This is a genomic window from Microbulbifer sp. ABF4_148, assembly GCF_056158985.1.
Genome location: NZ_JBSWUI010000001.1, coordinates 3,401,269 through 3,416,606, shown reverse-complemented (window position 1 = coordinate 3,416,606; position 15,338 = coordinate 3,401,269). Strand labels below are relative to the sequence as shown.

General features: G+C 55.4%; 11 protein-coding genes. 6 read left to right on the top strand and 5 right to left on the bottom strand.

The features are described 5' to 3' along the window. Positions 1-15: 15 nt before the first annotated feature. The 3 genes from ACXAD0_RS15135 to ACXAD0_RS15125 form a co-directional block, all read right to left on the bottom strand. Positions 16-1,710 (bottom strand): class I adenylate-forming enzyme family protein, encoded by a 1,695-nt coding sequence (locus ACXAD0_RS15135; protein WP_475089404.1) that lies wholly within the window; start codon positions 1,708-1,710, stop codon positions 16-18. Positions 1,711-1,721: 11 nt separating this feature from the next. Beyond that, positions 1,722-2,456: an enoyl-CoA hydratase/isomerase family protein gene (locus ACXAD0_RS15130; RefSeq protein ID WP_475089403.1), complete on the bottom strand. Its 735-nt coding sequence runs from the start codon at positions 2,454-2,456 to the stop codon at positions 1,722-1,724. Positions 2,457-2,590: 134 nt separating this feature from the next. Beyond that, on the bottom strand, positions 2,591-4,024 hold the full coding sequence (locus tag ACXAD0_RS15125; protein WP_475089402.1) for a sodium:solute symporter family protein: 1,434 nt from the start codon (positions 4,022-4,024) through the stop codon (positions 2,591-2,593). A 246-nt stretch (positions 4,025-4,270) separates the two neighbouring features. Between ACXAD0_RS15125 and ACXAD0_RS15120 the strand changes: the two genes are divergently transcribed. Beyond that, positions 4,271-5,035 (top strand): L,D-transpeptidase family protein, encoded by a 765-nt coding sequence (locus ACXAD0_RS15120; protein WP_475089400.1) that lies wholly within the window; start codon positions 4,271-4,273, stop codon positions 5,033-5,035. Here ACXAD0_RS15120 and ACXAD0_RS15115 read toward each other — a convergent pair. Further along, complete coding sequence (locus ACXAD0_RS15115) at positions 5,032-5,940, bottom strand: LysR family transcriptional regulator (protein ID WP_475089398.1); 909 nt, start codon at positions 5,938-5,940, stop codon at positions 5,032-5,034. The two genes, ACXAD0_RS15120 and ACXAD0_RS15115, sit on opposite strands and share 4 nt — an antisense overlap. A 389-nt stretch (positions 5,941-6,329) precedes the next feature. Between ACXAD0_RS15115 and ACXAD0_RS15110 the strand changes: the two genes are divergently transcribed. The 5 genes from ACXAD0_RS15110 (at position 6,330) to ACXAD0_RS15090 (ending at position 14,297) form a co-directional block, all read left to right on the top strand. Continuing rightward, positions 6,330-8,648 (top strand): TonB-dependent receptor, encoded by a 2,319-nt coding sequence (locus ACXAD0_RS15110; protein WP_475089397.1) that lies wholly within the window; start codon positions 6,330-6,332, stop codon positions 8,646-8,648. A gap of 191 nt (positions 8,649-8,839) precedes the next feature. Next, on the top strand, positions 8,840-10,813 hold the full coding sequence (locus ACXAD0_RS15105; RefSeq protein WP_475089395.1) for a glycoside hydrolase family 3 N-terminal domain-containing protein: 1,974 nt from the start codon (positions 8,840-8,842) through the stop codon (positions 10,811-10,813). Positions 10,814-10,952: 139 nt separating this feature from the next. Continuing rightward, the gene (locus ACXAD0_RS15100; RefSeq protein WP_475089393.1) at positions 10,953-12,389 is read left to right on the top strand and encodes an amidase; all 1,437 of its coding nucleotides are present in this window, start codon (positions 10,953-10,955) and stop codon (positions 12,387-12,389) included. Between the two features lie 24 nt (positions 12,390-12,413). Next, a complete protein-coding gene (locus tag ACXAD0_RS15095; RefSeq protein WP_475089391.1) occupies positions 12,414-13,250 on the top strand; it encodes a putative hydro-lyase in 837 nt (278 codons plus the stop codon). A gap of 90 nt (positions 13,251-13,340) precedes the next feature. After that, entirely contained in the window at positions 13,341-14,297 is a 957-nt protein-coding gene (locus ACXAD0_RS15090) for a glutamate cyclase domain-containing protein (protein ID WP_475089389.1), read from the top strand. Between the two features lie 82 nt (positions 14,298-14,379). Here the strand turns inward: ACXAD0_RS15090 and ACXAD0_RS15085 are convergent, their stop codons facing one another. Further along, positions 14,380-15,333, bottom strand: coding sequence for an N-acetylmuramoyl-L-alanine amidase (locus ACXAD0_RS15085; protein WP_475089388.1), 954 nt, complete (start codon positions 15,331-15,333; stop codon positions 14,380-14,382). Between the last annotated feature and the right edge of the window lie 5 nt (positions 15,334-15,338).

Below are 15,338 nucleotides of genomic sequence, written 5' to 3'. Positions count from 1 at the left end.
GGTTTTAGTTCGCAATTAGATTGCGGCCTGGGGTTGCCCGAGTTCATCCAGCCAGGAGTCCTGCTCGGAGTCCCAACTGTTTGCTCTCAGATTCTTGGTTTTTGCCACCAGCTTGTGCTTGGCGACTTTTTCCGACGGTGTATACGGAAATTCGGTAACGTAAGAGATAAAGCGCGGGACCTTGAACGGTGCCAGGCGCTCCTTGCAGTAATCCAGGATGGCGGTCGGATCAATGGGGTTGTCTGCGTCACGCGGGAGCAGATAGACCTTAACCTCTTCACCGCGATAGTCGTCTGCGACAGGTACCGCTGCCGCCTGCACGATGCCGGGGTGGGAGGAAAATACCTGTTCGACTTCCAGTGCAGAGATGTTCTCACTGGAGCGGCGAATCATGTCTTTCTTGCGGCCGACGATACGGTAGTAACCGTATTGATCACGAATGAACAAATCGCCGGTCTTAAACCAACCGTCATGGAAGGATTCCGCATTGGCTTCTGGTTTGTTGTAGTAACCTTTAAGAATGCTGTCGCCGCGGATCCACAGTTCGCCCACTTCCTCAACGTCTGCTTCAGTACCGTTTTCATCCAGAGCCACCTTGGCTTCGCGGAACGGGGTAGGTACACCACAGGTGCCGAGAATGTTCGGATCTTTTACCAATTCTTCTGGCACCATCAGGCCCGGGCCAATTTCGGTCATGCCGAAACCTTCGTAAACATCGAGGCCAAAGCGCTTCGACAGGTTGCGCTGTGCGTCGGCACCCATTCCCAGCGCAAACAGTTTTTTCAGTGGGGTGTCGCGGTCGGAGTCCTGCGCGGGCTGACTAATCAGCGGGCGCGGGAAAAACGCCAGTTCAACGTTGTTGTTGCGGATGCGCTCAAGGAAGCGGCTGGAGGAAAGCTTGCTCGGTGCGTTGACGGTGGCACCCACAGACAGGCCCATAATCAGCTGCCACTGGGGATCCATGTAGAAGAATGGATGGTCAGACAAAATGGACTTGATGTCGCCGAGGAACTCACCACACATGCAGCCGAGCAAAATCCAGTAACGTTGCGCCTGCATACAGCCTTTCGGGAAACCCGTGGTGCCCGAGGTGTACTGGATGTTCATCAGGTCATCGCCGTCTACCTTCCAGTCCGGGATAAAGTCGGCACTGCCGCCACTTTGCACCGCACTGAAGTCTAGATAATCGCGATCGGTGGGACACTCCATTACCAGAATATTCTGGTTGGTGATGTGTGCGGGGCGCTCATGCATTGCTTCTACTGTACCGAGCAATCCACTTTCGGTAATGATGAATTCAGCATCGCCATCGTTGCACAGGTAATCCATCTCTGCGCCAGTGTAGCGGGTGTTCACTGGCAGCATTACTGCACCGAGAACACCAAGCGCCAGCCAGGTCAGCGGGTATTCAATACGGTTGCTCAGCAGTACCGCAACGTGGCTGTCTTTCTTGATGCCGATTTGCTGCAGGCCGTCGGCGATCTGGTAAACCTGTTGATATACCTCAACAAAAGTCAGAGAGCGACCCTGGTCAAAGTAGTTGAGCGCAGTCGCATCCCCGTAGCAGGTCATCGCTTTCTGGAGCAGGTCCGCGAAGTTTTCCGGGAAAGAGTTGTTCTTTTCGATTTCTTTTTTACGCTGCAGATAAACCTGGTAAGCACCGTTCTGTGCTTCTGGGGAACTGTCAGTGGTTGCAGAAGGTTCGTACATGATTCGTCCCCTTATTTATTTTTCTTCAAATCAGAAATTGCGGTTGCGCCGCTGGCGAGGTGCAGCTGCCTTTGTACTTTGTACTGCGCCATTGTGTGGCGAAGGCTGTCCGCGCGCGTTGTTTCGGCACTGCGCTGCAGGCAATCCAGCTCGGTGCGAATTGCGATCAGTGGGTGCGCGGCGATGGTGGCTGCCACCTCTAAGGCGCGCGCTTCCAGCGCTTCAGGGGAAACAACTTCATTAACCAGGTTTAACGCCTGCGCTTTCTCTGCCCCGAACTTTTCACCGGTGAGAGAAATCCAAGCTGCATGGATATAGGGCAGTTGCGTGGCCATGTGCGTGCCGCCGGACATACCGCCCATGCCGTAAGCAATTTCAGGAGCGCCCATTACCAGGTTGTCGGCGGCGATGCGGATGTCGGTCAGGTTCAGCAAGTAAGCCAAGCCCTGGCCGAAGCAATAGCCTTTAACCGCGCCGATCATCGGCTTGGAACGAGGATGCATCAGGGTCATTTCGTCCCAGCGCGGCTTGTCGCGACCTTTAATGGGGGTGTCGGATTCTTTCAGATCGTCGCCGGCACAAAAGTTTTCGCCGGTACCGGTCAGAACACCAACCTTTACGGAATCGTCATTGAGAAACTGCAGGTAGGCCCGGTGGAGCTCTTCATGCATTTTCATGGTCAACAGATTCAGGCGGCCGTTTTCGAACGTGAAGCGCCCAATGCCTTCGTGGGCTTCGTAATGCACGGTTGTCATTATGTACCTCTTACGCGATCACTTGTCCGCATTTGGCGGCGAGCGACTTTGTTATTTAGAAACGGTTATTTAGAAACGCTTATCTAGAAATTCTTAGCTACGTACTTATCGTTAAATCAATTTGATTAGATCAGCTGCGGAGTCGGCTGCCTGCCGGCAATACGCAGGTTAACGAGACTAACAGTCCACATAGTGACTGCGCTGACGGTAACGGCCAGCAGGATCGGTTCAAAGCCGATATCGAAGATGCCGCGACTTCGCAGGGTGTAAAACAGGATTTCTGAGCCGAAGCCGGCCAGAGCGGAGGCGATGGCTGCGGAGCGGCTCGCCTTTTCCCAAAACAGCGCCGCCATGACCGGAACAAACAATCCGGATACAAAGATGGCGAGAGAAAGCATCATCACGTCGAAGATTGGTGCTTGCTCCAGGGCAAAAACACAGCCAGCAATACCGACTACTACGATGGTTAGTCGGCTTACCTTAAGTAGCGTTTTGTCGCTGAATTTATAGGAAAGGTGCTTGACCAGATCGTTACTCACCGTGGTCCCCGAGATTAACAGGACAGTGTCGGCGGTCGACATCATGATCGCCATGACGGCCGCCAGGCAGAGGCCCTTGGCAATGGGCGGTAGATGGTTCATTAATAGCGTTGGCAGGGCCTGGTCACTGGCGCTGAGCGTAGGGTAGAGGTTGAAGGCAACGACCCCCAGTGTAATGACCAGCACGCTCCAGATTCCGTATACCACTGCGGTGCATAGCATGGCAGGTTTCAGGTCGCTCGTATTTCGGGCCCCTGCGGCGCGTTGCCAAACGCCTGGATCGATAAGGACGAAGGCGAGGTATGTAGGGATAAAGGCGAGCAGGTAAGTCCAGTCAAGGGTGCCCCAGAAATCAGCTTGCGGGGGGGTTATCACTTGCTGGACAGTCATGCCCGCGGGCAGGTCCATGGTCAGGCAGAAGGGTAACAAAATCCCTATACCCGCGACCATGATGATGACCTGAATCAGATCCGTATAGGCGACGGCCAACAAGCCTCCGAATAGTGTGTACAGCACAATGACAACCGCTGCAGTGATGACGACTTGTTGGTAGGACAGTTGGAGATCGCCCAGTAAGGTAGTGGCCATCAGGCCGAAGGCAATGAGCTGTGCTCCAAACGCAGAGATTACCGCGGTAAGAAGTACCACCGCCGCGATTTTTCGCATGGTTGCACCAAAGCGCAGCTCCAGGCACTCCGGGATACTGTCGATCTTTGCTTCGCGTAACTTCGGAGCCAGCCAGGCGAAGATCAGGTAGCCAAGCATGTAGGCGACAGAAGAAAGCAATATGACAAAGCCTGCTTCATAGGCTTTGCCAGCTTTGCCAAATGTCGCTGAGGCGCCGATGGCCGAAGCGATTAATGTACCCGAGAGGAGTGGCAGGTTGAGCCGTCGACCTGCGACCGCGAAGTCCACGGAGCTGCGGACCTTGCGGCTGGCAATAATACCGATCGCGACCATGGCGATGAAATAGGTCACGATGATCATCAAGTCAATGCTACTGACAGGGGATACTGACATCTGCCACTCCAATGTGAACAACTGTTCGTTTTATCTTTCGGGCATCCTAGCATGGAGGTTGCTCAATGCAAACAATTGTCCGTATATAACAAGTTGCCCGAATCGGCGATAAGTTGTAATGCTGTTAGGCGGTTTTCGGTTGACTTGCTGGTCGACAGATTGAGTCTTGGTGGTGTATTTGGGCGAACTGAAGTTCGGGTCGCTGATCAGGCGAATCGGTGAATCTTTAGCGAATTGGGATGCGGCATGTATCAGTACTGGTGGTGGGTAGTTTCTGTCGGGTTGCTGATCTCTTTGCTGCCAGTAGGGTTGCAGGCGCAAATACCGGAGCAGAGTTCCCAGTTGTTGCTGAGCGTTACCGAGGACTGGTCCGCAACGACTGGCGAGCTTTGGGTTTTTCACAGGAGCGAGGATGGCTGGAGTTCTCAGTTGGGCCCGTTTCCTGTCAATGTTGGTAGGGAGGGGTTGGCCTGGGGTTTGGGGTTACACCGTGTGCAACCCGGCCCCAGAAAGCGGGAGGGTGATGGGAAGGCCCCTGCCGGGATCTTCACGCTTGGCCCGGCGTTCGGTTATCCAGACGTGGTCAAAACCGGACTTGAATACCTGCCGATGCGGGATTCGCATTACTGTATCGACGTGCCGGACTCCCCGCTCTATAACCGCACGGTGGATGCTCTTGAGGTGGGTGAAGAGGCGGTTAAGGGCTCGTCTGAAGCCATGCGACGGGATACGCATTTTGGCGACCAGCAGTACAAGAAAGGAATTTTCGTCGCCCACAACCCTGAAAATATTTCTTATGCAGGCAGTTGTATATTCATACATCTCTGGGACAGGCCGGGCGGTCAGACAGCCGGCTGTACGGCGATGGATGAGCGTCGTTTGGACGCTCTTCTACTATGGCTGGAGGATTCGGCTAACCCTGTATATGTCTCTCTCCCGCGCATAGAGTACGACCGGCTGCGGGATGCCTGGGGGCTGCCGGTTGTGGATGTGGGGAGCTTACGCGATTAGGTCCGGCTGCGGGCGGCGAGTGCAGTGGAAATAAAGTCGATCAGGGTCTGGCCTGCTGGCCCAAGCGTGCGCCTGCGCGACCAGATGAGGTCGGTGCAGTACGGGTAGGGTGTTAGTTGAAAATCTGTGGGCAGCACCCGCACACTGCCACTCTCCAGATAGGGGCGCGCGATATGCATAGGGGCAAAACCCCAGCCCAGTCCGGCAGACAGCATGCTCATAAAGAGGCTGTAGTTCTCCAGATACCAGATGCGGTCGCTCAGGTCATTTTCCGGCAGGGCATCCTGTTCGCTCGAATGAATACGCAGATGCAGGTGGTCGTGCAGGTCATCACTGCTGACGGCTTCCAGGCGGGAAAGCGGGTGCTGGCTCCCGCAGACGAGTACGAAGCTGGTTTGTCCCGTGCCGCGGAAATCAAAATCTTCCGGATAATCTCCCTGGCTTAACACAATGCCGATATCGGCCGAACCGTCGCGTACTCGGGTTGAAGCGCTATTGGCAGACGCGTGCAGCAGTTTCAAACTCACCGTGGGAAAGCGTTCATAAAACGGCTGCAGGGATTCACTCAGGCAGTGCATATCAATGGCCGACTCGTCGATGGCGACGGTGATGGATTCTTCCACACCTTCGTTCAAACTTTTGCTTTTGGCCTCGAATCGTGAATAAGACTTTAGCAGTGACCGCACATCCTGTAGCAGGGAGCGACCCTCTGCGGTGAGTTTGGGCTCGCGACCGGATCGGTCAAACAAGGATAATCCGGTATCAATTTCCAGGTTGCTGATGAGTCCCGAGATCGTCGATTGGGCCTTGCCCAGGGATCGTGCGGCGGCGGAGAAGGAGCCTGTACGGGCGGCGGCTTCGAAAGCTTCCAGCTGTTCCGGGGCAATGAAAAAACGTGATTCCATGGGCGCCTCTCACTTGTTGTTATCTTGCGGGCTGACATCGGGCTTTTTGCCAGATCTTCCCGGTCATACCGATAGGTCGTATCTCGAATTCAGTCTTTCAATCTACACCGACCGATGCGGTAAGTGAAGGTTTTGCGAGAATATACCGGATTTTGGGGGCTGTTTTTGCAAAGCTGGGGCTGTGTGGGTTTCCGCCATCGAGAGGGTCTGGCTCTGATCACTGCCAATCCATAGCTCTACCCGATGGATCATATTTTCGTTTTCCGGGCGGAGGGGGGGATGCTTAAGGTCAGGGTGAAAGAAGTGCAATCCCAGAAGACTCTAAAAAAGCAAAGGACCAGGGTATGTTGCCGTTCCAGAAAAAACCACTTTCCTATTTGATCCCAGCCATGGCTTTGACGCTGTCACCATTGGTGTTTGCACAGGCTGAGACTGAAGTTGAAGACAAGGCAGACAATGACGAGGGTGCAATCGAGCAGGTTGTCGTGACGGCAACCCGTCGCGCTGAATCTACGCAGGACATTCCATTCAATATCTCCGCCATTGGCGAAGAGGAAATGCGAAAGCGCAATATCACAGATCTGAAATCCCTGATTAAGGATTCTGTTGATATCAATGCGCCCGACAACTCTGCCCGCTTTGCGGATTCGGTGACAGTGCGAGGCTTGAATGTATCCCCGGTTAACCAGAACAATCTGGAACGTTTCGTGCGTTCTACGCTGGCTTACTACCTGGATGAGACCCCACTGCCGCATATTGGCTACCGTATTAAGGATGTTGCCCGGGTAGAGAAGCTGATGGGCCCGCAGGGCACCCTCTATGGTTCCGGCAGCCTTGGCGGTACCGTGCGCTTTATTACCAACAAGCCTGATTTTGAAGAGCAGTCAGTGTCGGTTAATACCGGTGTTTACCAAACTCGCGGTGGCGACCTGAGCAGCGACACTGATGTCGTGATCAACATGCCGCTGACCGACACGCTGGCGGTACGCGGCTCTGTTGCCTATTTGGACGAAGGCGGTTTCACCGATCGTCGCATCAGCCCGTCCGATCGCGAGTGGACCAATCCGGATGGCTCAAATACTCAGCTGATCAAGAATGATGACTATCAGGAGGTAACCACGGGCAAGGTGGCCCTGTCCTGGCGTCCGATTGACGAGCTAACCATTACCTTTACCCACGCGCAGCAAGATCAATTTGCGCACGGTTCCCGTGGAAGCCAGGAAGTAGATGGCAGTTTCCCGCCCGAATACCAGTACGGTATGGACGTGGTTGTCGCGCGCTATGATGAGTTTGCCCAGCGTGACTTTATGCTGGACTCTCTGGACCTGGCCTGGGATCTGGGCGCATTCCTGATGTCTTCCAGCACGTCGGTGTTTGAGGATTCCCGTGTTGGCCAGTCCAACTATGCCGATGGTTTTCTTTACTACGGTGACTGGGGCTTTGGTGGCCTGACCTATGACAGTGTTTCCGATGTCAGCCCCTATATGCTGTTCGACAACACATATTCTGGTGTGAGCCACGAGACGCGACTGGTTTCTCAAAGTGACAGCCAGTTGAGCTGGATTGCGGGGATTTACTACACCCAGCAAGAAGCCAGTCTCAAGTTCTCCGAGATCTATCCTTCGCTGGATACCTATTTGGCCGGCTGGCGTGATCGCGCTGATATCGGTGGTGCCGCGGACGAAGGCTACTTTGAAGATATCAACACTGATTATGAAGAGCTCGCACTGTTCGGTGAGTTGACTTACGCAGTCACCGATGCATGGGATGTAACCTTTGGTGCGCGAGTCTTTAATTATTCTGATGTGGCTAACCCCACAATCGTGGACTATGCATTTGGCCTGGTTGATTCCCGCGGTGCGATCGAGACCGAGGATTCTGGAGAGTCAATTTTCAAGCTGAATACTTCCTATAAGGTCAACGATGATGTACTGGTGTACGCAACCGCATCCCAGGGCTTCCGCCGCGGTGGTGTGAACGGCTTTAAGGATGTCGATGGAAATGTAGTCGCCGAAGATGCGCAGGTGTTTGAGCCGGACACGATCAATAACTATGAGCTCGGTCTGAAAGGCAGCTTCCTGGATAATAGCCTCTATGTGGAGAGCTTTATCTATCAGATGGACTGGAACAACACCCAGACCTACTTCTCCCAGTCCATTAATGGCTTCCCCCTGAACGGCACCACTAATGGCTCCGATGCCCGTTCCCTGGGTTGGGAGTTCATGTCCAAGTATGCATTTAACGATAACTGGTCCATGAGCTTTGCCACCACCACTGTTGAGGCGGAGTGGACCGAGACCACCAATCAGTGTCTGTACACCGATGGTTCCGGTTGTCGAGCTGAGCCTTGGGGTGAAGGCGGCAAGCTGGGTGGTTCACCCAAGTGGCGTCACAACCTGGGTGTGAACTACGTTACCGACCTGCCGAATGGTATGTCCCTGTCTGCGGGGCTGCGCGGTTCTCACGTTGGTGAAAAGCAGTTTGACCGTGCCGACGATCCCGATGCCCAGGTTTACGAGTATCCGAAATACACGCTGTATTCCGGTGACGTGGCTCTTAGTGCGGACCAGTGGAGTGCGAGCCTGTGGGCGACCAACCTGACCAATGAGCGCGCTGAAGTATCGTACGAGCGTGTGCGCTACATCGGTTCCCGCGGTATTCACACGACACCGCGTACCATTGGCCTGACGGCTTCTTACAGCTTCTAAATCAGATTGTGGAAGGTGGCAAGTCATTGCCACCTTCGCTCTCCTTGGGTTGATTTAAAGCCTTTTGTGGCCGGTTCGTCCGGCCCTTTTTTATGGTGAATGGCCGGATTGTTGGTTCTTGTACTTGAGCCTGAATCTCGGCAGAATAAAATATTCTCTATGTCAATAAATCAGTAATGGAATATTTGTCGATGCGTGAGACTGTTAAACGATTCTCCCGTCGCGCCTCAATTGGCGTGATTGCTAGCTTGCTGACGGTTTCTGGATGTAGTGAGGAGCGGGTCGACAGCGCAACGTCTGACTTGAATTTGCGTACAAAAATCGCACAAAAGTTGATGCTCGATTTCCGTTACTACTGTCCATCCCAGGCGTTGGGGCAGGCACATTGCGCGGAGCCGGTCACTGAGCTGCCGGATGACCTGCGGGGCCTGATCGCGAGCACAGGTATTGGTGGCGTTATTTTGTTCGCAGAAAACCTGGAAGACAGTGCCCAGGTGACCCGGCTCAATCGTGCGTTGCAGGAAGCGGCGCTGTCTGCCGGTGCATCGCCATTGCTCATTGGTATCGATCAGGAAGGTGGTCGGGTAAATCGCTTGCCGCGCGCAGAGAGTGCAGCCTTTCCTGGCAATATGGCGATCGGCGCGACCTATAAGCAGCACGGGGATGCCTTTGCCCGAGAGACCGCAGCGGCCATGGCAGAGCAACTGCTGGCGCTGGGCTTCAATGTCAATTTTGCCCCGACAGTCGATGTGAACAGCAATCCGGATAACCCGGTCATTAATGTTCGCTCTTATTCCGAGGATGCTCAGGTGGTGGCAGAGCTTGGCGCGGCCAGTACACGCGCTTTCCAGCAGGCTGGCATCGCCGCAACGCTCAAGCATTTCCCCGGTCACGGCGATACCTCCGTCGATAGCCACACCGGTTTGCCGCGGGTGGACCGCTCGACTGAGCAAGCGGAAGCTATGGACCTTCTGCCATTTCGCCATGTGATTGCAGATGCGGCTCCCGCCCTGGTCATGACAGCGCACATTCAATACCCATCGCTTGATGATAGTGTGCTGGTATCCAAGTCCGGAGAGCGCACGATCGTGCCCGCTACCTTGTCGCGCCCGATCCTGACCGATCTGCTGCGCGATGACCTGGGTTTCAAAGGGGTTATCGTGACCGATTCCCTCGGTATGGCTGGCATTAGTGATTACTTCACGATTGAAGATGCGGTTGTGCGTACTTTTCAGGCGGGCGCCGATATTGCGCTAATGCCAATCAAAGTGCGGAGTCCGCAAGATCTCCACAAAGTAGATGCGCTGATTGATCATGTCGCGCAGGCGGTAAGTGAAGGTTTGCTCTTGGAAGAAGAGCTGGATCAATCCGTACAACGTATCGCGGCGCTGAAGCAGCAATATGTCGACACCGACTGGATTGCCCAGACCGAAGAGGACGCCGTGCACTCCGCGCGCGACGTACTGGCGAACCCGTCACATCAAGCGTTGGCCGAGCGCCTGGCCGAGGCATCGGTGAGTGCCATCTACCCCGTGTCTTCAGAGCACTTGCCGGTTGTGGATAGTGACGTCTCAACCGTTCAGGTGCTTGCTCCCACCATCGAAGTCGGTGAGGCCTTCCGGCTATCCCTCGAGCAAGTGAGCAGCCTGAATGTTGCTGTGGTGGGCATGGATGCGGTGGATACCGCGCTGCAGGCACCCCTGGCGGATCTCGTTCTGGTAGCGAGCATCGTGCCCGGAGAGAGTGCCGTCGAGCTCGGCGGTATGGAGGATCTTGCAAAAATTCGCAGCAAGCGTCGTAGTGTTGTGGAGCTCTATGAGCAGTACCACCGGATCCTGGCGTCTGCCAGGGCTCAGGGCCGCAAGACCGTTTTTGTCAGTATGCGCTCACCTTATGAGGCGTCACAGTTTGCCGGTAAAGCGGATCTCTTTCTGGCGACCTATGGCTACAAGGCGTATATCGGCGCTGACGATAGCCTGCGAGGGGTGATTTATCAGGCGGTGGCCAAGGCCCTGACCAGCGGTGAGGCGCCCAGTGGGGAGCTGCCGGTCTCAGTGGCACCGGGTTTGGATCGGTCGGAGGCCGCTCTGCATAGGGCTTCCGAGGTTGCATCGGGCTATGAGGTTGTCCAGCCGAGCGATTTAGTCGCTGTCGGTGATACCTGATGTCAGTGTTGCTCGAGCAGTTTGCGAACGAATTGGAGGCTTCCACTATCGGTCTGGCCTTTGGGTCGTCACTTAGTCGTCTGGCAACAATTCGACACACTGTAGCCATCCAACTTTGAGCAGTTTTAGTAGGAGCTCCATGTCGCTGGATTTGTGCTACCTCGATGCCTTTACCGCAACGGAGCGATTTCGTCAGGGCACCCTGTCTCCAGTAGACGTGCTGCAGGCGCAAATCGCGCGGTATGAGTCGATCAATTCGCAGGTGAATGCGTTCACGGCCACGTTTTTTGAGGCGGCCCTCAAAAGTGCGCGTACCGCCGAGGTCGCCTATGCCGAGGGGCGTGCGCGACCACTCGAAGGCGTGATGACGGCCATCAAGGACGAAACCTATATTCAGGGGCAAGTCACCACTAACGGCTCGCGATTGCTGAAGGAAAATATTGCAACCTTTACCGATCCCGTACCCGAGCGCCTGCTGGCATCCGGCGCAATTGTACTGGGACGCACGGCGACACCAGAATTTTCCGTAGCTGCGTACACCTGGTCCGAATTATGGGGGGTTACCCGCAATCCCTGGAATCCGGAGATCACACCCGGAGGATCTTCCGGTGGGTCGGCTGCGGCCTTGTCTGCGGGCATGTGTACTATTGCCAACGGCACAGATATTGGTGGTTCCGTACGTATACCTGCCTCCATGTGTGGCGTGGTCGGACTCAAGGCATCCTACGGACGTATCCCCGAGATTCCCCCCTACAATGCAGACCCCTATGCACATCACGGCATGTTGAGCCGCAGCGTGCGCGATATGGTGCTGCTGTATAACTTGCTATCCGGGCCACACCCCATCGATCTGGCGAGCCAGCTCCCCAAAGAATCCGCTTCTTTCGTGTCTGCAGATCTGCGCGGCGTACGGGTAGGGCTGTCTCTCGACCTAGGCTTCTATGCGCTGGATCCCGACGTGCGTCGAAATACGCTGGCATTCGCCGAGCGTTTGAGTGCATTGGGGGCGGAAATAAACCTGGTCACGCTGGACTGGGATGAGCGCTGCATTAAGACGGCGCAGGTTCACCAGGGCGCGCAAATGGGCACTATGCTTCGTGACAAGTATTCAGACCCGGAGACGCTCGCAGAGTTGAGCTCCTATGTGCGTCACTATTTTTCACTGAGCGAACAAGCCACACCAGAGGAAGTTCGAACAGCCAACTCTTACGCGCAGCATATGTGGGAATCCTTGCGCGATGTGTTCCAGGATTGTGATTTATTGTTGTGTCCAACGGTTTGCTCGACGCGAGTCCCGGCCGATTTCGACTACGGACGCGACGCACTGCAAATTGACGGAAGGCTGGTCGATCCGGTGAAGGGATGGTTTATGACGTATCCGTTCAACACGCTGAGCCGTTGCCCCGTGCTGTCGGTGCCAAGTGGCTTTGCCGACAATGGTGTACCGACCGGCGTTCAGTTGGTCGGGCAGCCCTACGCCGACGCGTCCTTATTGCAAATGGCGCTGGCAATGGAAGAAGCGTGGGGCCCGTTTATCCAGAAGAGCAACTTGCCCGCCGAAGTTGAAGTCGCCTGAGCCTCTTGACCTGAAGAAAGCCAAATGAAGACGACAAGCGCCACGATAGTTCGCACTGAAATTCGAGCCGGGCGATTTGCCGGGCCAACGTCGGGCTTGGCCCCTGGGTTTGTTCAGGCCAATATCGCGATCGTGCCCGAGCGGTTTGCCGCAGACTTTGCGCAGTTTTGTGCACGCAATAATCGCGCCTGTGCTTTGCTGCATCAGTCTGCGCCAGGAGAGTTCCTGTTGCCGGCGCTGGGCGAGAATATCGATATCAGGAGTGATGTGCCCCGCTATCTGGTGCATGAAAAGGGTGTGCCGAGCGAGGAAGTGACTGATATCCGCGATCTCTGGCGCGACGATCTGGTGACTTTTGCATTGGGTTGCTCTTTCTCGTTTGAAGAACCACTGGTTTCCGCCGGTCTTGAAGTCCGCAATATCAGCGAAGGGTGCAATGTACCCATGTACCGCACCAACCGGGAATGCCAGCCTTCCGGTCCTTTCAGAGCCAAACTGGTCGTGAGCATGCGTCCATTTTCGCCGGACAGGGTGGGTGATGCCTGCGCGATTTCCGGACGTTATCCGTTGGTGCATGGTGCTCCCATACAGATTGGCGCGGCAGAGCAATTGGGGATTGGTGCCATCGGTCGCCCGGATTTCGGTGACGCCGTATCGGTACACGAGAGTGAGTACCCGACATTCTGGGCCTGCGGGGTTACCGCCATTGAAGCCCTGCGCAATGCCGAACTGGACTTCTGTATCACCCATGCACCTGGCCACATGTTGATTACGGACCGCCTTAACCAATCACTGGATTCTGTCACTGATGTGAAACAGCTGAATTGGGGTTCTGCGTATCACACCACAGAAACGGTTTAGTGTCGGGCCGTCGGCTAAACCCCCTGAACATAATTTCTTGAGTGCTGATCCAGTGCTTTTCCTCTCAGCGCATCGTATCGGAACAATCGAATGAGCCTGGCCATAAACAGGGAAAGTCCACCGCGGGAAATTATTCATCTGGCCGCACAGCTGGAAGCGCTGCTGGTCGCCTGTAATCTCCGCGGGATGGCAGGAGTGCGCAGTTGCTGGCAAGAAGGCTACTTGCTCCGTGCGGTGCAGGTTTTACTGCGCCATCAGCAGCGCGTTTCGATCGTGAGCGGCTTTCCGGTAGGTCAGACTTATGAAACCGATGGCCCGGCGGGAGCGCTCGCCCTCGCGAGAGGATTGCGGCGGTTGGGCGCGGAAGTGCGTTTGCTGGGATTGACGGATTACATTGCGGCCTTGCAGCAGTGCGCGCCGGATCTTGCACCGGACACCTTTGAGCCATTTGATCCTGTAGGGACCGGGCTCTTCGCGCGCCAAAGCCGTGCGCACCTGGAATGTTTTAATCCGTCGTTATTGGTGTTTGTGGAAGTTCCCGGGCGCGGTCAGGATGATACCTACAAGAATATGCGCTTCGCGGATATATCCGCGCGCACGCTACCGTGGGAGGAAATGCTGTACCTGAGTCGATGCCCCAGTCTGGCCTTTGCCGACGGTGGCAATGAGCTGGGTATGGGGTTGGTGCGTGCCCAGCTACAAGGTATTCCGGTTGCGGGCGCTGTCGCAGCCACGGATGAGTTGGTGATTTCGGATGTCTCTAACTGGGGTGTCTACGGCGCGCTCGGGCTTGCTTCAGCTATGACCGGCGTCACCACGTTGCGCGATTTTGACCTGGAATACTGCCTGGAAAGGTTGAATGCGGCGGGTATCGTCGACGGGGTCACTGGCGAGCGAACACCGACGGAAGATGGGTTGCCCTCCCGCAGTAGTATGTCAATGTTGCAAGCGATTGTGAGCCTCGTGGAGCCCTTCTTGCCATCGCGGACAATCGCCAAGCCAGATCTCAAAGGGACGCGAGCCGCAACTCGTACAGGCACTTATTGACAGGGCGGCAGTTGCGTCAGATTCTCGCCAGCATAAAAAAGCCCGCAATAGGACGCGGGCTTTTTATTGGAAGTGCGCTTGTTCAGAGTGGTGCACCGGATGCGAGCACCGGAGGGCTGACATCCTGATAATTGCTCAGTTTGTGCGGGAAATATTTCTCCAGCAAGGCCAGCAAGATGGCTCTGGATTGGTTGTCGACTTCTCCATCCACTTGCCAGGGGCGGAAGTGATACTGGAACGCCTTGGTATACAGGGAAATCTCGTCGTCTGATGCGGTTTCGGCATCTATCCCGTAACCGTAGTCATCGAGCCAGCGCGCGAAGCTCCGGCGGATCGCTTCCCGGTCGCTGCTCTGGTTGCCGTCCAGATAGTCGAGATGCCGGGTTACAGTGTCGTTGTCATACCAGGCACCAATACCGGCTTCTGCCAGTTGTTTCCAGGGAAAGCGGGGACCAGGATCAATTTTGTAGTGCGGGATAATGTCCCCATGGCCGACCACACGGGTAGGGGTGATATCGGGATAGCGTGCCAGGATATCTTTCGACAGGGCAATAACCAGATCGATCTGCGCCGGGTCGAATTCCGGGAAGAAACAGACCGGTTCTATGTCTTTGTCCGTGTTGGTTTCCACCGGTGGACGACAGTAACTTTTGTTGACGATCTCAATGCCGATGGACTGGTCATTGATTTCGCGACGATTCTCCCAGGCGCTGGGTCCTGCATGCCAGGCCCGACGCATTTCATCCACGAGCTGGTACACACGCAGGTCATCGTGGGGATAGCTGGGGTCATCACTTTCCGGAACCAGGTAGTGAGAGCTGACCGGCGCGGAACTGGGCTGGGTGAGCACACGTAAAGAGGTATCGAAGTCGATCGTGGTAAAGTGCATCACCAGGAAACGCACGCGCTCGCTGGCGTTTTGAGATTCCACCTGTTCGATCTTGTAGCCATTCGGCTTGTGGTTCATTCCGGAGGTGCTTGCGCAACCAGCCACAATGGCCGTCATCATCAGTACGGGCAGTAAGCGAAATTTCATCAGGT